Source organism: Terrihabitans aquatilis (genome assembly GCF_052542005.1).
In genome coordinates, this window is the sequence record NZ_JBOCUO010000003.1 from 211,718 (window position 1) to 227,865 (window position 16,148).

The 16,148-nt window shown below is 67.3% G+C and carries 17 protein-coding genes and 1 other RNA gene; 11 read left to right on the plus strand and 7 right to left on the minus strand.

The annotated features are described in order from the left end of the window. Positions 1-20 precede the first annotated feature (20 nt). From ACQ6S1_RS11930 to ACQ6S1_RS11960, 7 genes are all read left to right on the plus strand, one after another. A complete protein-coding gene (locus ACQ6S1_RS11930; RefSeq protein ID WP_445041438.1) occupies positions 21-509 on the plus strand; it encodes a hypothetical protein in 489 nt (162 codons plus the stop codon). A gap of 38 nt (positions 510-547) precedes the next feature. Next, an RNA gene (ffs, locus tag ACQ6S1_RS11935) (signal recognition particle sRNA small type) lies at positions 548-645 on the plus strand. A gap of 44 nt (positions 646-689) precedes the next feature. Next, positions 690-2,450 (plus strand): DNA polymerase III subunit gamma/tau, encoded by a 1,761-nt coding sequence (locus ACQ6S1_RS11940; protein WP_445041439.1) that lies wholly within the window; start codon positions 690-692, stop codon positions 2,448-2,450. 2 nt (positions 2,451-2,452) lie between these two features. Further along, positions 2,453-2,773: a YbaB/EbfC family nucleoid-associated protein gene (locus tag ACQ6S1_RS11945; RefSeq protein ID WP_445041440.1), complete on the plus strand. Its 321-nt coding sequence runs from the start codon at positions 2,453-2,455 to the stop codon at positions 2,771-2,773. A gap of 4 nt (positions 2,774-2,777) precedes the next feature. Further along, a complete protein-coding gene (gene recR / locus ACQ6S1_RS11950; protein ID WP_445041441.1) occupies positions 2,778-3,383 on the plus strand; it encodes a recombination mediator RecR in 606 nt (201 codons plus the stop codon). Positions 3,384-3,496: 113 nt separating this feature from the next. Then, positions 3,497-4,165 carry a DUF1236 domain-containing protein gene (locus tag ACQ6S1_RS11955; protein WP_445041442.1) on the plus strand — a complete coding sequence of 223 codons (669 nt, stop codon included), beginning with the start codon at positions 3,497-3,499 and terminating at the stop codon, positions 4,163-4,165. Between the two features lie 100 nt (positions 4,166-4,265). Further along, the gene (locus tag ACQ6S1_RS11960) at positions 4,266-5,966 is read left to right on the plus strand and encodes an AmpG family muropeptide MFS transporter (RefSeq protein ID WP_445041443.1); all 1,701 of its coding nucleotides are present in this window, start codon (positions 4,266-4,268) and stop codon (positions 5,964-5,966) included. Between the two features lie 3 nt (positions 5,967-5,969). Here ACQ6S1_RS11960 and ACQ6S1_RS11965 read toward each other — a convergent pair whose 3' ends face one another. Further along, positions 5,970-7,145: a DNA recombination protein RmuC gene (locus tag ACQ6S1_RS11965; RefSeq protein ID WP_445041444.1), complete on the minus strand. Its 1,176-nt coding sequence runs from the start codon at positions 7,143-7,145 to the stop codon at positions 5,970-5,972. 85 nt (positions 7,146-7,230) lie between these two features. Here ACQ6S1_RS11965 and def point away from each other — a divergent pair, with 85 nt between their 5' ends. Genes def through truA form a run of 3 tightly spaced genes read left to right on the plus strand, consistent with a single transcriptional unit; the run spans position 7,231 to position 9,504 of the window. Next, the gene (def, locus tag ACQ6S1_RS11970) at positions 7,231-7,824 is read left to right on the plus strand and encodes a peptide deformylase (protein WP_445041445.1); all 594 of its coding nucleotides are present in this window, start codon (positions 7,231-7,233) and stop codon (positions 7,822-7,824) included. Further along, the gene (gene fmt, locus ACQ6S1_RS11975; RefSeq protein WP_445041446.1) at positions 7,821-8,753 is read left to right on the plus strand and encodes a methionyl-tRNA formyltransferase; all 933 of its coding nucleotides are present in this window, start codon (positions 7,821-7,823) and stop codon (positions 8,751-8,753) included. The genes def and fmt overlap by 4 nt, the downstream gene beginning before the upstream one ends. A 4-nt stretch (positions 8,754-8,757) precedes the next feature. Further along, complete coding sequence (truA, locus tag ACQ6S1_RS11980; protein ID WP_445041447.1) at positions 8,758-9,504, plus strand: tRNA pseudouridine(38-40) synthase TruA; 747 nt, start codon at positions 8,758-8,760, stop codon at positions 9,502-9,504. Here the strand turns inward: truA and dapE are convergent. From dapE to rpmH, 6 genes are all read right to left on the minus strand, one after another. Beyond that, on the minus strand, positions 9,489-10,640 hold the full coding sequence (gene dapE / locus ACQ6S1_RS11985; protein ID WP_445041448.1) for a succinyl-diaminopimelate desuccinylase: 1,152 nt from the start codon (positions 10,638-10,640) through the stop codon (positions 9,489-9,491). The two genes, truA and dapE, sit on opposite strands and share 16 nt — an antisense overlap. Further along, positions 10,637-11,074 carry a DUF805 domain-containing protein gene (locus ACQ6S1_RS11990; RefSeq protein ID WP_445041449.1) on the minus strand — a complete coding sequence of 146 codons (438 nt, stop codon included), beginning with the start codon at positions 11,072-11,074 and terminating at the stop codon, positions 10,637-10,639. Before ACQ6S1_RS11990 ends, dapE begins: the two co-directional genes overlap by 4 nt. Positions 11,075-11,099: 25 nt before the next feature. Beyond that, a complete protein-coding gene (dapD, locus tag ACQ6S1_RS11995; RefSeq protein WP_445041450.1) occupies positions 11,100-11,942 on the minus strand; it encodes a 2,3,4,5-tetrahydropyridine-2,6-dicarboxylate N-succinyltransferase in 843 nt (280 codons plus the stop codon). Positions 11,943-12,026: 84 nt separating this feature from the next. Continuing rightward, positions 12,027-13,850, minus strand: coding sequence for a membrane protein insertase YidC (gene yidC / locus ACQ6S1_RS12000; protein ID WP_445041451.1), 1,824 nt, complete (start codon positions 13,848-13,850; stop codon positions 12,027-12,029). Then, on the minus strand, positions 13,834-14,268 hold the full coding sequence (rnpA, locus tag ACQ6S1_RS12005; RefSeq protein ID WP_445041452.1) for a ribonuclease P protein component: 435 nt from the start codon (positions 14,266-14,268) through the stop codon (positions 13,834-13,836). The genes yidC and rnpA overlap by 17 nt, the downstream gene beginning before the upstream one ends. A gap of 8 nt (positions 14,269-14,276) precedes the next feature. Continuing rightward, complete coding sequence (gene rpmH / locus ACQ6S1_RS12010; protein ID WP_445041453.1) at positions 14,277-14,411, minus strand: 50S ribosomal protein L34; 135 nt, start codon at positions 14,409-14,411, stop codon at positions 14,277-14,279. A gap of 222 nt (positions 14,412-14,633) precedes the next feature. On the opposite strand from rpmH, the gene ACQ6S1_RS12015 reads away from it, so the two are divergent. Next, a complete protein-coding gene (locus ACQ6S1_RS12015; RefSeq protein WP_445041454.1) occupies positions 14,634-16,088 on the plus strand; it encodes a sensor histidine kinase in 1,455 nt (484 codons plus the stop codon). The last annotated feature ends 60 nt before the right edge of the window (positions 16,089-16,148 follow it).

The following is a 16,148-nucleotide window of genomic DNA, read 5'->3' on the forward strand; positions in this document are numbered from 1 at the left end:
AAGACGGAGACGGACATACGATGCGGATGCGATACGCGGCGGCAGCCTTGACCTTGATGGCTTCGCTGGCGCCGGCCCATGCCGCGCCCGGCGACTGGACCAATTTCACCAGCCGCCAATACGGCGTGCGCATCGCCTATCCCACGCATCTCGTAGACGAGGCGAAATCCCGGCCGGAACAGGGCGAATACACGCTCAAGGACAACGCCCAGCTCATCCTCAGCCTCGACGAGCTGAAGGGGCAGGATCTCCGCCGCTTCCTCACCGCCAATCTGCTCAACGGCGTCAAGGTCACCTACGCCCAGCGCAAGGACGACTGGATGGCCTATTCCGGCTATGTCGGCGACGACATCGTCTATGGCCGCACCCATGTCTCGTGCGAAGGGCGCTTCGCCCACACCTTCCTGATCCGCTATCCCCGCAGCGAGCGCGCCACCTACGATCGCGCGGTGGTGCGGCTGTCGCGCACCATGGCCGTCGATCCGGTGTTCAAGAAGCGCCGCTGCTGAGGCTTGCATAAGAAGCCGGAAACCCCGATATAGCGCTCGGGAGGTTGGCGGTGGACGAGCCACTCGCCAACCGGGTCAGATCCGGAAGGAAGCAGCCCTAACGAGCCCGTCTCGGGTCGTCGTCCGACCTCCCACCCGCGCCCCTTGCGCTTCCCCCTCCGGCACGGCGATAACTTCGCGATGGACGATCCCGACATCCGCGCCGCGAGCGTGCCGTCCGCCGCGCCCTACAGGGTGCTGGCGCGCAAATACCGCCCCTGGAATTTCGACGATCTGATCGGCCAGGAAGCGATGGTGCGCACGCTGACGAACTCGTTCGCCACGGGCCGCATCGCGCAGGCCTGGATGCTGACGGGGGTGCGCGGCGTGGGGAAAACCACGACGGCGCGCATCTTGGCGCGCGGCCTCAATTACGACAACGAGGCCGGCACCGGCGGCCCCACAGTCGATCTCAAGACCAATGGCGTGCACTGCGAAGCCATCATGGAATCGCGCCATGTCGACGTCCTGGAGATGGACGCGGCCTCCCGCACCGGCATCGACGACGTGCGCGAGATCCTCGACGGCGTGCGTTATTCACCGGCGTCGGCGCGCTACAAGGTCTACATCATCGACGAAGTGCACATGCTGTCGGACAAGGCGTTCAACGCCTTTCTGAAGACGCTCGAAGAGCCGCCGCCGCATGTGAAGTTCGTGTTCGCCACTACCGAGATCCGCAAGGTGCCGGTTACGGTGCTGTCGCGCTGCCAGCGTTTCAATCTCCGTCGTGTCGATTCGGCGCTGCTGACGCGCCATCTCGGCGGCATCATCGGCAAGGAAGGCCTTTCCGGGGAGGAGGAGGCGCTCGCCCTCATCGCCCGCGCGGCGGAAGGCTCGGTGCGCGATGCCTTGTCCATCCTCGATCAGGCCATCGCCCATGGCGGCGGCAGCGTCGAGGCCGAGACCGTGCGCCAGATGCTCGGCCTGTCCGATCGCGGCCGCATCATCGATCTGTTCGAGGCGGTGATGCGCGGCGATGCGGCGGAAGCTTTGGCCGTTTTCCGCGAGCTGTATGACGGCGGTTCCGACGCGGCGCTCGTGCTCGCCGATCTCGCCGAATTCGTTCATTTCGTCACCCGCGTGAAGCTGACGCCCGCCGCGCTCGAAGATCCGTCCGCCACCGAGGTCGAGCGGCTGCGCGGGCGTGCCTTCGCCGAGGCTTTGTCCCATCGTGTGCTGGCGCGCGCCTGGCAGATCCTGTCCAAGGGCATTTCCGAGGTGCAGGCCGCGCCGAAGCCGGCTCAGGCCGCCGACATGGTTCTGGTGCGCCTCGCTTACGCCGCCGATCTCCCCACGCCCGACGAGGCCCTGCGCGCCTTGCGCGATGGCGGCAGCGTGCCGGCCGGTGGCGCACCCTCCCTGCCGCGCCCCTCCGGGCCGTCCGGCGGCGGTGCGTCCGCGCTTGCGGTGGCCACCCGAACCTCTGATCCCGTGCCGTCGTCCGCGCCGCGCGCCCAGGCCGAGGCCGCACCCGTTCTGCGTCTTGAAACCTTCGAGGCTGCCGTCGCCCTGGCCGACAAGCATCGCGACATCGCACTCAAGACCGCGCTCGAGCGCGACGTGCGCCTCGTCTCGTTCGAGGATGGCCGTCTGCAATTCCGCCCCGCCGCTGGCGCTTCGCCCAATCTGGCCGGCGACATCCAGCGCCGCCTCAGCCAATGGACCGGCCGCCGCTGGGTCGTTGCCGTCGCCATGTCGGAAGAGGGCCAGCCCACTCTGCGCGAGACGGCCGACGCCGAGCGCGAGGACCGCATGCGCGGCGTCGCGGCCCATCCGCATGTCCAGGCCATATTGGAACGCTTTCCCGGCGCCGAGATCATCGCCGTGCGCAATCTCGCGCCGGTCGAGGAGCCGCCCGCCGACATAACCCCGCCCCCCGAGGACGACGAGGACGAGGACTGACAATGGACATCATGGGAATGATGAAGAAGGCCCGCGAGATGCAGGCCAAGATGGAAGACGTGCAGGCCGAGCTGGAGGGCACCCTCGTGGAGGGCGCGGCCGGCGGCGGTGTCGTGCGCGTGCAGATGACGGCCAAGGGCGAGATGAAGAACGTCGAGATCGACGACACCCTTCTCAAGCCCGAGGAAAAGGAGATCCTGCAGGATCTTCTCATCGCCGCCCACACCGATGCCAAGCGCCGCGCCGAGGCCATCGCCGCCGAGAAGATGCAGTCGGTCACGGCCGGCCTGCCGCTTCCGCCCGGAATGAAGCTGCCGTTCTGAGCCCATGGCACGCGCGGTCGCCGGCCCCGAGATCGAACGCCTGATCCAGCTCCTGGCGCGCCTGCCGGGGCTCGGGCCGCGCTCGGCCCGGCGCGCCGCGCTGCACCTCATTCGCCGCAAGGACGTGCTGCTCGGCCCGCTGGCCGATGCGTTCGCCCGCGCCAATGAGAGCGTCGTCGTGTGCCGTACCTGCGGCAATGTCGACACGCAGGACCCCTGCACGATCTGCTGCGATCAGGTGCGCGACAGCTCCGTCATCGTGGTGGTGGAGGATGTCGCCGATCTCTGGGCGCTGGAGCGCGCCGGCGCCATTAATGCGCAATACCATGTGCTCGGCGGCACGCTCTCGGCGCTCGATGGTCGCGGACCGGAAGACCTCAACCTCGAAACGCTCATCGAACGTGCCTCCGACCCTGCCGTCGGCGAGATCATCATCGCCCTCAACGCCACCGTCGATGGCCAGACCACGGCGCATTACATCACCGATCTTCTCGCTTCGGCCGGCGTCCGGGTGACGCGCCTCGCCCATGGCGTGCCAGTGGGCGGCGAGCTCGATTATCTCGACGAAGGCACGCTCTCGGCTGCCATCCGTCAGCGCACGCCGTTCTAGTCACGGTTGCAATTTGCATGGAACGGCGTCTCGTGGCGCACGTTCACTCCCTGGCCTGCCGCAGAGAATTCCGTCGTCCGCGCCACGCAACCAGAATGACCAGGGAGATGACCGTGAGAAAGCTTCTGCTGACATCTGCGGCGATGGCCGCGCTCGCGTTCGGATCAGTTTCAGCCAATGCCCAGGGCTCCGGCTCGGCGGGTGGCGGCTCGGCGGGTGGCGGCGCCGTGCCGCCTGCGGCATCGAGTGGTGGCGGCAGTGCCGGCGGTGCCATGGGAGGCGGTTCAGGCGCCCAATCCGAGGGCGGCATGCCGCGCGGCGCTGAGGCGCCGGCATCATCATCCGATGCCGCTCCGCGCGAAACCTCGCCCAGCGCCGAGCGGACATCCGACAGCGGCGCAAAGGCCGGCGAAACCGCGCGCGGTGAAAACGGCGAGAACCGAAACGCCGCCGGCGAGCACGGCAGCCATTCCGCCGACAAGGCCGAAAAGGGCGGTGAGATGAAGAGCGGCCGCGCCGCTGCCCCGAAAGAGCTCTCCAGCGAGCAGAACACCAACATCCGCAAGAACATCTCGACGACCAACGTCCAGAAGACCGAGATCAATTTCAACGTGAGCGTCGGCACGGCCATACCGCGCACGGTCCACCTCCAGCCGCTGCCGGCGACGATCATCGAGGTCGTGCCGGAATATCGGGATTATTCCTACATCGTCCTGGCCGATGGCCGCATCGTCATCATCGAGCCCTCCACCTACGAGATCGTGACGATCATTTCCGGCTGATCGGGCCGATTTCCAGGCAGGGGCGGCCTTCGGGCCGCCCTTTTTGTTGCGGCGCAGGGAAGGGGCAGGGCATCCTCCATCGGATCGAGCGGGGATGCGGATGAGCGGGCAGGACGTGGCGGCCGGGCAGGTGGATGAGGTCACGGGCGTGCGCGCCTTCCTGCAGCGGCGTGCGCTGGTCATGCTTGGCCTCGGGTTTTCGGCCGGCCTGCCCAATCTCCTGATCTTCGACACCCTGTCCGCCTGGCTGCGCGATGACGGCGTGTCGCTCAGCGTCATCGGTGTCTTCAGCCTCGCCACGCTCGCTTATTCGGCCAAGTTCCTGTGGGCGCCGCTCGTCGATCGCACCCGCATCCCCGGTCTGACGAACCTGCTCGGCCACCGCCGCTCCTGGATGATGGCGGCGCAGATCGCCGTCATCGCCGGCCTCTGGCTCATCTCCGGCCAGGACCCGTCCACCGGTCTCGGCATCATGGCGCTGTTCGCCGTGCTCGTCGGCTTCTCCGGCGCCACGCAGGACATCGTCATCGACGCCTGGCGCATCGAGGTGGCGGAAAACCGCCAGCAGGGCGTGCTCGCCGCCGCCTATCAATGGGGTTACCGGCTGGCGATGATCGTGGCCGGCGCGCTCCCGCTTGTCCTCGCCCAGGCCTATGACTGGAATCTGTCCTACGCGGTGATGGCGTGCCTCATGGGCATCGGCATCGTCTCGGTCCTGCTCGCCCCGCGCGAGAAGAGCCACGTCATCCGCCCCATCCATGCGGAGGGTGTCGCCGCGCGCCCGGCCGCCGAAATCGTGGAATGGATCGCCCGTGGAATCATCTTCGTCATGGGCGCGCTCATCGCCGGCGCCGGGCTCAGCGGCAATCCCACGCCGCTGACGCTGGTGACAGGCCTCCTCGGTTCGCCCGACGCCTTCGGCCTCGCGGATGCATGGCGGGCAGGGGCGGGCGGCACATTGCTTCAGCTCGGCGCGGTCATCGTCGGCCTCGCCGTTCTGGCCGTGGCCTGTCTGCCGCTGCCCGGCCGCCAGACGCGGCCCGGGCTCTATCTCTCCGCTTCGTTCGGCGCGCCGCTGGCCGATTTCTTTCAGCGCTATGCCGGCAGCGCGGCCCTGATCCTGGCCTTGATCTGTCTCTACCGCGTCTCGGATTTCGTGCTCAACATCATGAACCCGTTCTACCTCGACCTCGGCTTTTCCAAGACCGAGATCGCAGAGGTGCGCAAGGTGTTCGGCGTCGTCGCCTCCATGGCAGGCGTGTTCCTCGGCGGCTATGCGGTGGTGAAGCTCGGCCTCATGCGGGCATTGGTCATCGGCGCGTTCGCCGGCGCCATCTCGAACCTCGCCTTCATCTACCTCGCAATGGAGGGCCATTCGCTCGTGGCGCTCTACATCGCCATCGGCATCGACAATCTGTGCAGCGGCTTCTCCGGCACCTGCCTCATCGCCTACATGTCGAGCCTGACGTCCGGCGGCTTCACCGCCACGCAATACGCGCTGTTCTCGTCGCTTTATGCGCTGCCCGGCAAGCTGATCGCCTCGCAATCGGGCCGCATCATCGAGGGTGCGGCGCAATCGGCCCATTCGGGCGGGTTCGCCGCTCCGCTGACGGCCATGTTCGCGCGCACGACGCCGGAATCCTTCGCGACGGGCGCCACCCAGAGCGCGGTGTCGCCGGCCGCCCTCGGCGCGGGCTACGCGACCTTTTTCCTGTATTCGACGCTGATCGGCATTGCCGCCATCGTGCTCACGCTCACGGTCGCACGGCGCAGCGCCCCGGACGGCACCTTGGCCCGATAAGCCTTATTCCGCCGCGCGCAACGGGTTCGGCAGTTTGTCCGGGCCCGCCAGCGCGGGCTTCTCGTCGAAATCCATCTGGTCGATGCGCTGGCCCCGCCCGGCGATCTTGTTGGCCGAAATCTCGATGTCGTCGAGGTCCTTCATCGTCGAGCCCATATGGCTCTTCAGCTTGCCGACGCGGTCGGTCAGGCGGCGCACATCGTCGAGCAGATGGCCCACTTCCTTCTGGATCAGATGAGCCTGCTCGCGCATCGCGGCGTCGCGCATCAGGCCCTGCACCACCTGGATGGCCAGCATCAGGAGCGAGGGCGAAACGATCAGAACCCGCGCCTTGTGCGCCCGGTGGACGATATCCTCGAACCGCTCATGCAGCTCGGCATAGAGCGCTTCGGAGGGGATGAAGAGCAGGGCCACTTCCTGCGTCTCGTTCGCGATGAGATATTTCCGCACGTCCTGCACATGGCCGATGATGTCGGAGCGAAGCCGCGCCGAGGCACGCGCTTCCGCCTCGGGACTTTCGCAGCGCCGCAATTCTTCAAAAGCCTCGAGCGGGAATTTGGCATCGATGACGAGGGGCCGGCTGTCGCCCGGCAGGTGGATCAGGCAATCCGGCCGCACGCGCGTCGAAAGCATGCCCTGGAACGTGTAGCCCGAGCTCGGCAGCGCGTCCTTTATGATGGCTTCCATCTGCCCCTGGCCGAACGCGCCGCGCGCCGGCCGGTTGGCAAGGATGGCCTTCAGCCCCGTCACCTGCTCCGACAGCGAGCCGATGTTCTGCTGCGCGGCGTCGATCACCGCGAGCCGGGCCTCCAGCTTCTGCAATTGCTCGTTCGTCGCCTGCGCCCCGGTCACGAGGTTCTCGCCCACGCGCTGGCCCACCGCGTCGAGCCGTTCCGAAACGGTGCGCGCCAGCTCCGACTGCTTGTTGGACAGAACCTCGCCCACGCCCTGCAGGCGGCCGAAAATCTCCACCTGCGAGCGCAGCATCTGCTCCACCTGCCGCTCGGTGCGGGCCTGCCGTTCGATCTGCGCGCGCGTTTCATCCAGCCGCGCGCCGCCGAGCCGCGACAGCCGCGCATAGAGCGCCAACAACAGGACGAGCGCCAGCACGCAGACGCCGAGCAACACCATGCCGAGCGTCACGTCCTGTGTGCCAAGGGTGATGAGAACCTGGTCCATCCTCCTTCGTTAGCGCGATTCTCCAAATAAGAACAGAATGTGAACGCGTTGACGGCACGCATTGCGGGCATTATCCCCGCTCGCCATGTCCATTCGCGCCATCCACGTCATTCCCGATGCCCTCCTGCGCCAGAAGGCGGAGCCGGTCACGATCTTCGACGACGAGCTTCGCACGCTCATCGACGACATGCTCGAAACCATGTACGCCGCGCCCGGCATCGGCCTCGCTGCGCCGCAGATCGGCATCATGAAACGGCTCGCCGTGGTCGACGTGTCCTCGCGCGAGGACGGGGAGGCCGAGGCGCCCATCGCCCTCATCAATCCCGAGATCGTCTGGAGCTCGGAGGAGATGTCGGTCTATCAGGAGGGCTGCCTGTCCATCCCCGACGTCTACGAGGAGGTGGTGCGGCCGGAGCGGATCCGCGTGCGCTTCCTCGATCGTGACGGGGAGGAGCAGGAGATCGAGGCTGATGGCGTGCTGGCCACCTGCATCCAGCACGAAATGGACCATCTCGACGGCGTGCTCTTCATCGATCACATCTCGAAGCTGAAGCGCGACATGGTGTGGAAACGCTTCGTCAAGACGGCGAAGCGCGAGGGTGGGCCGAAGCCCTACACGCCGAAGCCCGGTCCCAAGGTCGAGCCTGAGAAGCCGGCCGAGGAATTGGGCGAGTTGTGAGCCTGCGCCTCGTCTTCATGGGCACGCCCGATTTCGCCGTGCCCACTCTGGCGGCTCTGGTCGAGGCCGGCCATCGCATCGAGGCCGTCTACACCCGCGCCCCGCGTCCGGCCGGGCGTGGCATGGCCGAGCGCAAGTCGCCGGTGCATCAGGCGGCGGAATTGTTTGGCCTGCCGGTGCTGACCCCGCGCAATTTCAAGGATTCCGAGGCGCAGGAGACCTTCCGCGCCCATCGCGCCGACGCGGCGATCGTCGTGGCCTATGGCCTGATCCTGCCGAAGCCCGTGCTCGACGCCCCGCGCGACGGCTGCTTCAATCTCCACGCCTCGCTCCTGCCGCGCTGGCGCGGTGCGGCTCCGATCAACCGCGCCATCATGGCCGGAGATGCCGAAACGGGCGTTGCGGTGATGCAGATGGCGGAAGGTCTCGACACCGGCGATGTCGCCATGGTGGAGCGCACCGCCATCGATCCGAACGAGACGGCCGGCGAATTGCACGACCGGCTGTCGCGTCTGGGCGGTCCGCTCATGGCGAAGGCCCTGCGCGCCCTCGCAGCGGGCGAGCTCGCGCTGACCCCGCAAAGCCGGGACGGCGTGGAATACGCCGCCAAGCTCACCAACGAGGAGACGGCCGTTGACTGGACCCGCCCGGCGGGCGACGTCCACAATCACATCCGTGGCCTGTCGCCGTTCCCCGGGGCGTGGACCGCGATCGATCTCGGCAAGGGCCCGGAGCGGCTGCGTCTGCTGCGCACCGAACCGGGGGAGGGGCAGGGCGCGCCCGGCACCCTTCTCGACGCGGACGGCCTCGTGGCCTGCGGCACGGGGGCGGTGCGCCTCGTCAAGGTGCAGCGGGCCGGCAAGGGCCCGATGGCGTTCGCCGATTTCGCGCGCGGCGCCCGGCTGCAGCCCGGAACCCGGTTCGCCTGAGCCGATGCCTCGCTACAAGCTGACCATCGAATATGACGGCACGCCGTTCTGCGGCTGGCAGCGGCAGGAAAACGGCGCCACCGTGCAGGAAGCGCTGGAGCGGGCGGTGTTCGCTTTTTCCGGCGAGCGTGCCGTGGTCGGCGGCGCGGGCCGCACCGATGCGGGCGTGCACGCACGCGGGCAGGTGGCCCATATACAGTTCGAGCGCGACTGGCGGCCGGACGTGGTGCGCGACGCCATCAACGCCCATCTGCGGCCGGATCCCGTCGCGGTTGTGGCCTGCGAACCGGTCGACGACGAGTTCGACGCGCGCTTCTCGGCGATCCAGCGTCACTACGAATACATCTTCATCGACCGCCGCGCGCCGCTGGCTCTGGAGCGTGACCGCGCCTGGCAGGTGCCGCGCCCGCTCGATGCCGATGCCATGCACCACGCCGCGCAGCATCTCGTCGGCCAGCACGATTTCACCACCTTCCGTGCCGCCGAATGCCAGTCGAAAAGCCCGGTGAAGACGCTCGACCGGATCACCGTTTCGCGCGAAGGCGATGCGGTGGTGCTGCGTGCCTCCGCCCGGTCCTTCCTGCACCATCAGGTGCGTTCGATCTCCGGGTCGCTGAAAATGGTCGGCGACGGCAAATGGTCGGCGTCCGACCTCAGATCGGCGCTGGAAGCCCGCGACCGACGCCGCTGCGCCGCGCTCGCCCCGCCCGGCGGGCTGTATCTGATGCGCGTGGATTATCCCGCGAAATAACGCTCGATGATGCTTCGATAGATGCGCGTCACGGCGTGCAGCTCCGCAACGGGGATACGCTCGTCGGTCTGGTGCATCGTGGAATTGAGCGGCCCCAGTTCAATCACCGGGCAATGATCCTTGATGAAGCGCGCGTCCGACGTGCCGCCACCGGTGGACAGCACGGGGCGCTGGCCGGTTTCCGCCTCCACCGCGTCCGAGACGAGATCGACGAATGCGCCGGGCTCCGTCACGAAACTCGCCGAGGCGCCGGGCACGAAATCGAGCTCGTAGCGGCTGTCGCCGGCCGCCCGCGCCACACGGTGCCGCAGCAGATCCTTCAGGCCTTCCAGCGTATGGGCGTCGTTGAAGCGCACGTTGAAGCGCGCCAAGGCCCGTGCCGGGATGACGTTGACGGTCGGATTGCCCACATCGACGCTCGTCACTTCGAGGTTCGAGCGTTCGAAATGCGCGGTGCCCTCATCCAGCGGCTGGTGCAGCGCCTCGATCAGGGGCAGCAGGCGGCGGATGGGGTTGTCCGCCTTGTGCGGATAGGCCACGTGCCCCTGCACGCCGTGCACGACCACCGTCCCGGACAACGAGCCCCGCCGGCCGATCTTGATCTCGTCGCCCAGCCGGTTGCGGCTGCTCGGCTCGCCCAGCACGCAATGGTCGAAGCGCTCTCCGCGCGCGACGGCCCAGTCCAGCAGCTTCGGCGTGCCGTTGATGGCCGGTCCTTCCTCGTCGCCGGTGATGAGGAAGGCAATCGAGCCTTGAGGCCGGCCATGCTCGGCGATGTGCTGCAAGGCCGCCGCCGCCATGGCCGCCACGCCGCCCTTCATGTCCACCGCACCGCGCCCGTAGAGCACGCCGTCGGCGATCTCGGCGGCAAAGGGCGGATGGGTCCAGTCGGCCTCGCCGCCGGGCGGCACCACGTCGGTGTGCCCGGCAAAGACGAGCACCGGCCCCTCCGTGCCGAGCCGTGCGTAGAGGTTGGCCACCTCCGGCGTGCCGGGTTCGGAGAACGTCAGGTATTCCACCGCGAAACCGGCACCCGCCAGCGCGTCCCCCAGCACGGCCAGCGCACCGTCGTCCTGCGGCGTGACGCTGCGGCGGCGGATGAGATCTTGCGCAAGAACGACAGGATCGATGCTCATAGTGCGGGCGCCTCCGCCGCCAATGGGTCAGGTCCGAAACGGTTCGGACCGCTTGTGCCGCGCAGGAAGCCGAGCTCGATGAAGGCCCACAGCCCGAACACGAGGCCGATGAAATTGCTTTCCGCGCTCTCGCCGAGCGAAATCTCGGCAAGCATCGGCGGCACATACATCGCCGCGAGCCACCAGCCGCTCTTGTTGCGGTCGTGCAGGCGCTTCACGCTGATGGCGAGCAGCGGGTAAACGGCAAAAAGGGACAGCACCACGAACACCAGTAGCAAGGTGTCGTCCGAGACCGTTGTGCCCATGAGCCATGGCACGAAAGACGCCGCCAGCACGATGGCGACGATCAGCACCGTCAGCAGAAGAGTCGTCACCCAATAGCGTCCGCGCGCCATGCGGCCCTTGAAGCTCAGAAATTGCGTCTGCCAGTCCATGCCGCCCTCGCGCCGGGTGCTGCGCTCAGTCGCGCAGCAATTCGTTGATCGACGTCTTGGAACGCGTGCGCTCGTCCACGCGCTTCACGATGACGGCGCAGGCCAGGCCCGGGCCGGGCTCGCCATTGGCCAGCGGCTTGCCGGGCAGGGTGCCGGGAATGACGACCGAGAATTCCGGCACCTCGCCCATGAAGACCTCGCCCGTCGTGCGGTCCACGATCTTGGTGGAAGCGCCCAGGAACACGCCCATGGACAGCACGCTGCCGCGCCGCACGATGACGCCCTCGGCCACTTCCGACCGGGCGCCGATGAAGCACTCGTCCTCGATCACGACCGGATTGGCCTGCAGCGGCTCCAGCACGCCGCCGATGCCGACGCCGCCCGAAATGTGCACGTTCTTGCCGATCTGCGCGCACGAACCCACGGTCGACCAGGTGTCGATCATCGTGCCGGAATCCACATAGGCGCCGACATTCACGAAGCTCGGCATCAACACCACGCCCGGCGCCACGAAAGCGGAGCGGCGCACGATTGCGCCCGGCACGGTGCGGAAGCCCGCCTCGCCGAAGCGCGCATCGTTCCAGTCGGCGAATTTGGAGGGCACCTTGTCCCACCACGCGCCGCCGCCGGGTCCGCCGGCAATGGCGCTGTTGTCGTTCAGGCGGAACGAGAGCAGCACGGCCTTCTTCAGCCATTGATGCACGATCCAGCCCTCGGCCGTGGGCTCGGCCACGCGTGCCGCGCCGCGGTCGAGCAGGTCGAGCGCCTGTTCCACGGCCTCGCGCTCGGCGCCCCGGGTCGCGGCATTCAGCTCCGCGCGCTTGTCCCAAGCGGATTCGATGGCGGCTTCGAGGGCGGCGTCGGTCATGTCATCTCTCCCGGAAATCATGGCGCGTGTTTAGCGGCGAACGCGCGAATGGAAAAGGCCGCCCGGAGGCGGCCTTTCGGATCGTCAGCTTTCCGTCTTGGGTTTTCGTCGGAACAGCGTCTTCAGATTGTCGAACAATTCGATCTTCGCACCCTGCCGCTTCATGATCGTGGCCTGCTGGAGGATCGACAGCGTGTTGTTCCACGACCAGTAGATCACGAGGCCCGCCGGGAACGACGACAGCAGGAAGGTGAAGAACACCGGCATCCAGGTGAACAGCATGGCCTGCGTCGGGTCCGGCGGCAGCGGATTCAGGCGCATCTGCAGGAACATCGTCACGCCCATGATGAGAGGCCACACGCCGAGCATCAGGAAGTGCCCGATCACCGGCACCTGGCTCGGATCGTAGGGCAACAGGCCGAACAGGTTGAAGATGGTCGTCGGATCGGGCGCCGACAGGTCCCGGATCCAGCCGAAGAACGGTGCGTGCCGCATCTCGATGGTGATGAAGATCACCTTGTAGAGCGCGAAGAACACCGGAATCTGGATCAGGATGGGCAGGCAGCCCGCCGCCGGATTGATCTTCTGCGTCTTGTAGAGATCCATCATGGCCTTTTGCTGGGCCGCCTTGTCGTCCTTGAAGCGTTCGCGCAGGGCCGTGAGCTCCGGCTGCATCATCTTCATCTTCGACATGGATTCGTACGATTTCGACGCCAGCGGGTAGAACACCGCCTTGATCAGCACCGTCACGATGAGAATCGCGACGCCGAAATTGCCGACGAGGTGATAGAAGAAATCGATCAGCCAGAACATCGGCTTGGTCAGGAAGTAGAACCAGCCCCAGTCGATCATCAGGTCGAAGCTCGGGATGTTCAGATTGTCCTGATAGGTGTTGATGATGCGGGTTTCCTTGGCGCCCGCGAACAGGCGGCCAGCCACTTCCGCCGAGGCTCCGGGCTCGATCGTGCGCCCCGCCAGCAGGTAATCGGCCTGGTAGAGCGGCACCTGCCCGGGCGTCGCCGCGAAGCGCGCCGTCAGCTGCTCGTTCTGCGGCGGGATGATCGCCGTCGCCCAATATTTGTCGGTGATGCCGAGCCAGCCGCCGTTCGGCTGGAAGCTCTGCGTGCCGTCCTCTTCGAGATCGTCGTATTTGATCTCCTTGAGGCCTTCATTGCCGAGATAGCCGAGCAGGCCCTCGTGCAGGATGTAATAGCCCGCCACCTTCGGACGGCCCTGGCGTGAAACCAGTGCATAGGGATGCAGCGTCACGGCCGCCGCGCCGGCGTTCTCTACGCGGTCGGTCACGGTGAACATGTAATCGCGATCCACCGCGATGGTGCGGTGGAAGGTGAGGCCGGCGCCGTTGTCCCAGCGCAGGTTCACGGGGGTGTCGGGCGTGAGAGTTCCCGTGCCGTCCTGCGTCCACACCGTCTGCGCGTTCGGCAGCGACACCTGCGTGCCCTGGCCAGCCACCCAGCCATATTCGGCATAGAAGGGCTGCGGCCCGCCGGGCGGCGTCAGCAGCACGATGTCCGGGCTGTCGGGCTCCACCGTCTCCCGGTAATCCTTCAGTGAAATGTCGTCGATGCGGCCGCCGGTCAGGTCGATCGAGCCTTCGAGACGCGGCGTGTCGAGCTGAATGCGGCTCGTCGAGGCGATGGCCTGTTCCCGCGTCGCGCCGGGATTGGCGACCACGGGCGGCGGCGTCTGCAATCCGGCCTGAGGCGCGGGCGATGTGCCGGGCGTGGCGGGGCCGGTTGCCGGAGCGTCGGTGCCGCGCTCGATGCGCTGCTGCTCGGCCACGAGCCGCGCTTTCTCGCGCTGCGGCATGCCGTAGAAATATTCCCAGGCGCCGAGAAGGCAGACCGACAGGGCGATGGCGATGAAAAGGTTACGGTTTTCCGACATCGTCGGCCCTCTCGGTGTGACGTGGCCCTGAAGGCCGGCCCCGATGCGCGCCGGACCTCGGCGCGTGAACGCGGACGAAGGCGGCTTTCAAATCAGACAGGATGTGGTCGAAGCTGGCACTCAGCAACGCCGTTCGGGCGATGATGACGTAGTCGTGGCCCGATCGGCCGAGTTCCGGCCCGGCCAGCCGAAGCGCCGCGCGCAGACGGCGGCGCATGCGGTTACGCTCGACGGCGCCACCCGCCTTTCGCGTCACCGTCAGGCCCACGCGGACATCGTCTCCGCCCTCGGGCCTTCGGTAGGACTGCAGTGTAATAAGTTCGCTGTGGGCACGAGAACCGCCGGCGACCGCAAGGAATTCGCGCCGCCGGGTCAGTCTGCCCAGGGCGCGTTCATCTGCCGGCTGTGTCTCCGGCATCGTGCGGATCAGGCCGACAGGCGCTTCCGGCCGCGCGAGCGACGGGCTGCGATCACCTTGCGGCCGCCGGGGGTTGCCATGCGTGCACGAAAGCCGTGGCGGCGCTTGCGCACCAGCTTGCTCGGCTGATAGGTCCGTTTCACGTTATTCCTCCGTCGCGGCAGTGCCGCGGGGTCCGGGCTATGGGGCCGTTCGGCCCATGCTGTTGAAAGACGACGAGGCCCCCGCCAGGGGCGGAAGCCAACTCCCGGGGCTTATAAGGACAGGTCGTGCGGGAAGTCAACGCACGCTTGCGTTTGACGCACCTCTCCAAGCTCTCCATCTTGTGGGTGGCGAGGGCGCTTCCTTCCCCCGCGGATGCTGCGATGCGAGACGGCGAAACCCGGCCCGGCGAGATCCGCCACGGCCTGTCCGGCAAACTGCTGAAGCTGACGGTTCTGTTCGTCATGCTGGCGGTGGTGCTGGTCTACGTGCCGTGGGTCGCGACGTTCTACGAGCGCTGGCTGGCCGATCGCCTGGGCCGCGCCCATTCGGTGGCGCTCGTGCTCGATGCCGCCCCGCAGGGCATGGTGCCGGAAGCCTTGGCCCGCCGCCTGCTGCAAAGCGTCGGCGCGCGCCTTATCGTGCTCCAGACCGGCGAGACCCGCAGCCTTCTGGCGTCCTCCGACATGCCCCCTGCCATCACGCGCAAGATCGACCTGCGCGAGCCCTTGGGCGTCCAGGCCTATGGCGATGCGTTCGGCATCCTGTTCGGCGATGGGAAAGGCGTCATGCGCGTGCTCGGCGAGGCGCCGACCGGCGGCCAATTGCTGGAAGTGGTCATCGACGAGGCCCCACTGCGCCGGTCCATGCTGGCCTTGTCGCGCACGGTGGTCCTGTCCTCGCTTCTCGTGTCGGCCATCACGGGCGTCCTGATCTACCTGTCGCTCGACCGCTTGATCGTGCGCCCCATGCGCCGCCTCGCCGACCGCATGACGGCCTTCCGCAACGATCCCGCCGATGGTAGCGCCGTGATCGTGCCGTCACGCCGGAAAGACGAGATCGGGCTGGCCGAGCGCGAACTGGCCTCGATGCAGATCGAGCTGCACGGTCAGCTCCAGAGCCGGGCGCGTCTGGCGGCCCTCGGTCTCGCCGTCGCCAAGATCAATCACGATCTGCGCAATCTTCTGGCGGCGGCGCAATTGGCTTCCGAACGGCTGGCCGGCTCCAGCGATCCGGCGGTCCGCCGCCTCTCGGGCAAGCTTGTCTCCACCCTCGAACGCGCCGTGGAATATTGCCGCTCCACCCTCGCTTACGGCGCGGTGCGCGAGCGTGCGCCGGAACGGCGATTCGTCGACTTGCACAACGTCGTCACCGACGTGCGCGAGGCACTCGGCCTGTCGGAAGAGGGGCCGGTCGGCTGGTCGGAGGCCATCGAGGGCGATCTCCGCATCGATGCCGATCCCGATCAATTGTTCCGCGTCCTGCTCAATCTGGCCCGCAATTCCGTGCAGGCGCTCGGTAAGCGTGGCCCGCCCGATCCGGCGCGCGATCAGATCCGAATTGCCGGCCGCCGGGAGGGCGCCATCGCAATCATCGAGGTGTCGGACACGGGCCCCGGCATTCCGGAAAAGGCGCGCGAGCATCTGTTCGCGGCCTTCCAGGGCTCCACCACGCCGGGCGGCACGGGGCTCGGCCTCGCCATCGCCGCCGAGCTGGTCCGCGCCCATGGCGGCGACATCCGGCTCATCGAGGGAACGCTCGGCGCCACCTTCCGCATCACCATCCCCGATCGCCCGATCGAACTGCGGCAAAGGGCGGAAAAACGTGTCTCCGCCTAAAAAAGGCACCATGACAAGCCGAAGACAGGCTTGCCAAGCGCGTCCCAACCGATTAATTCA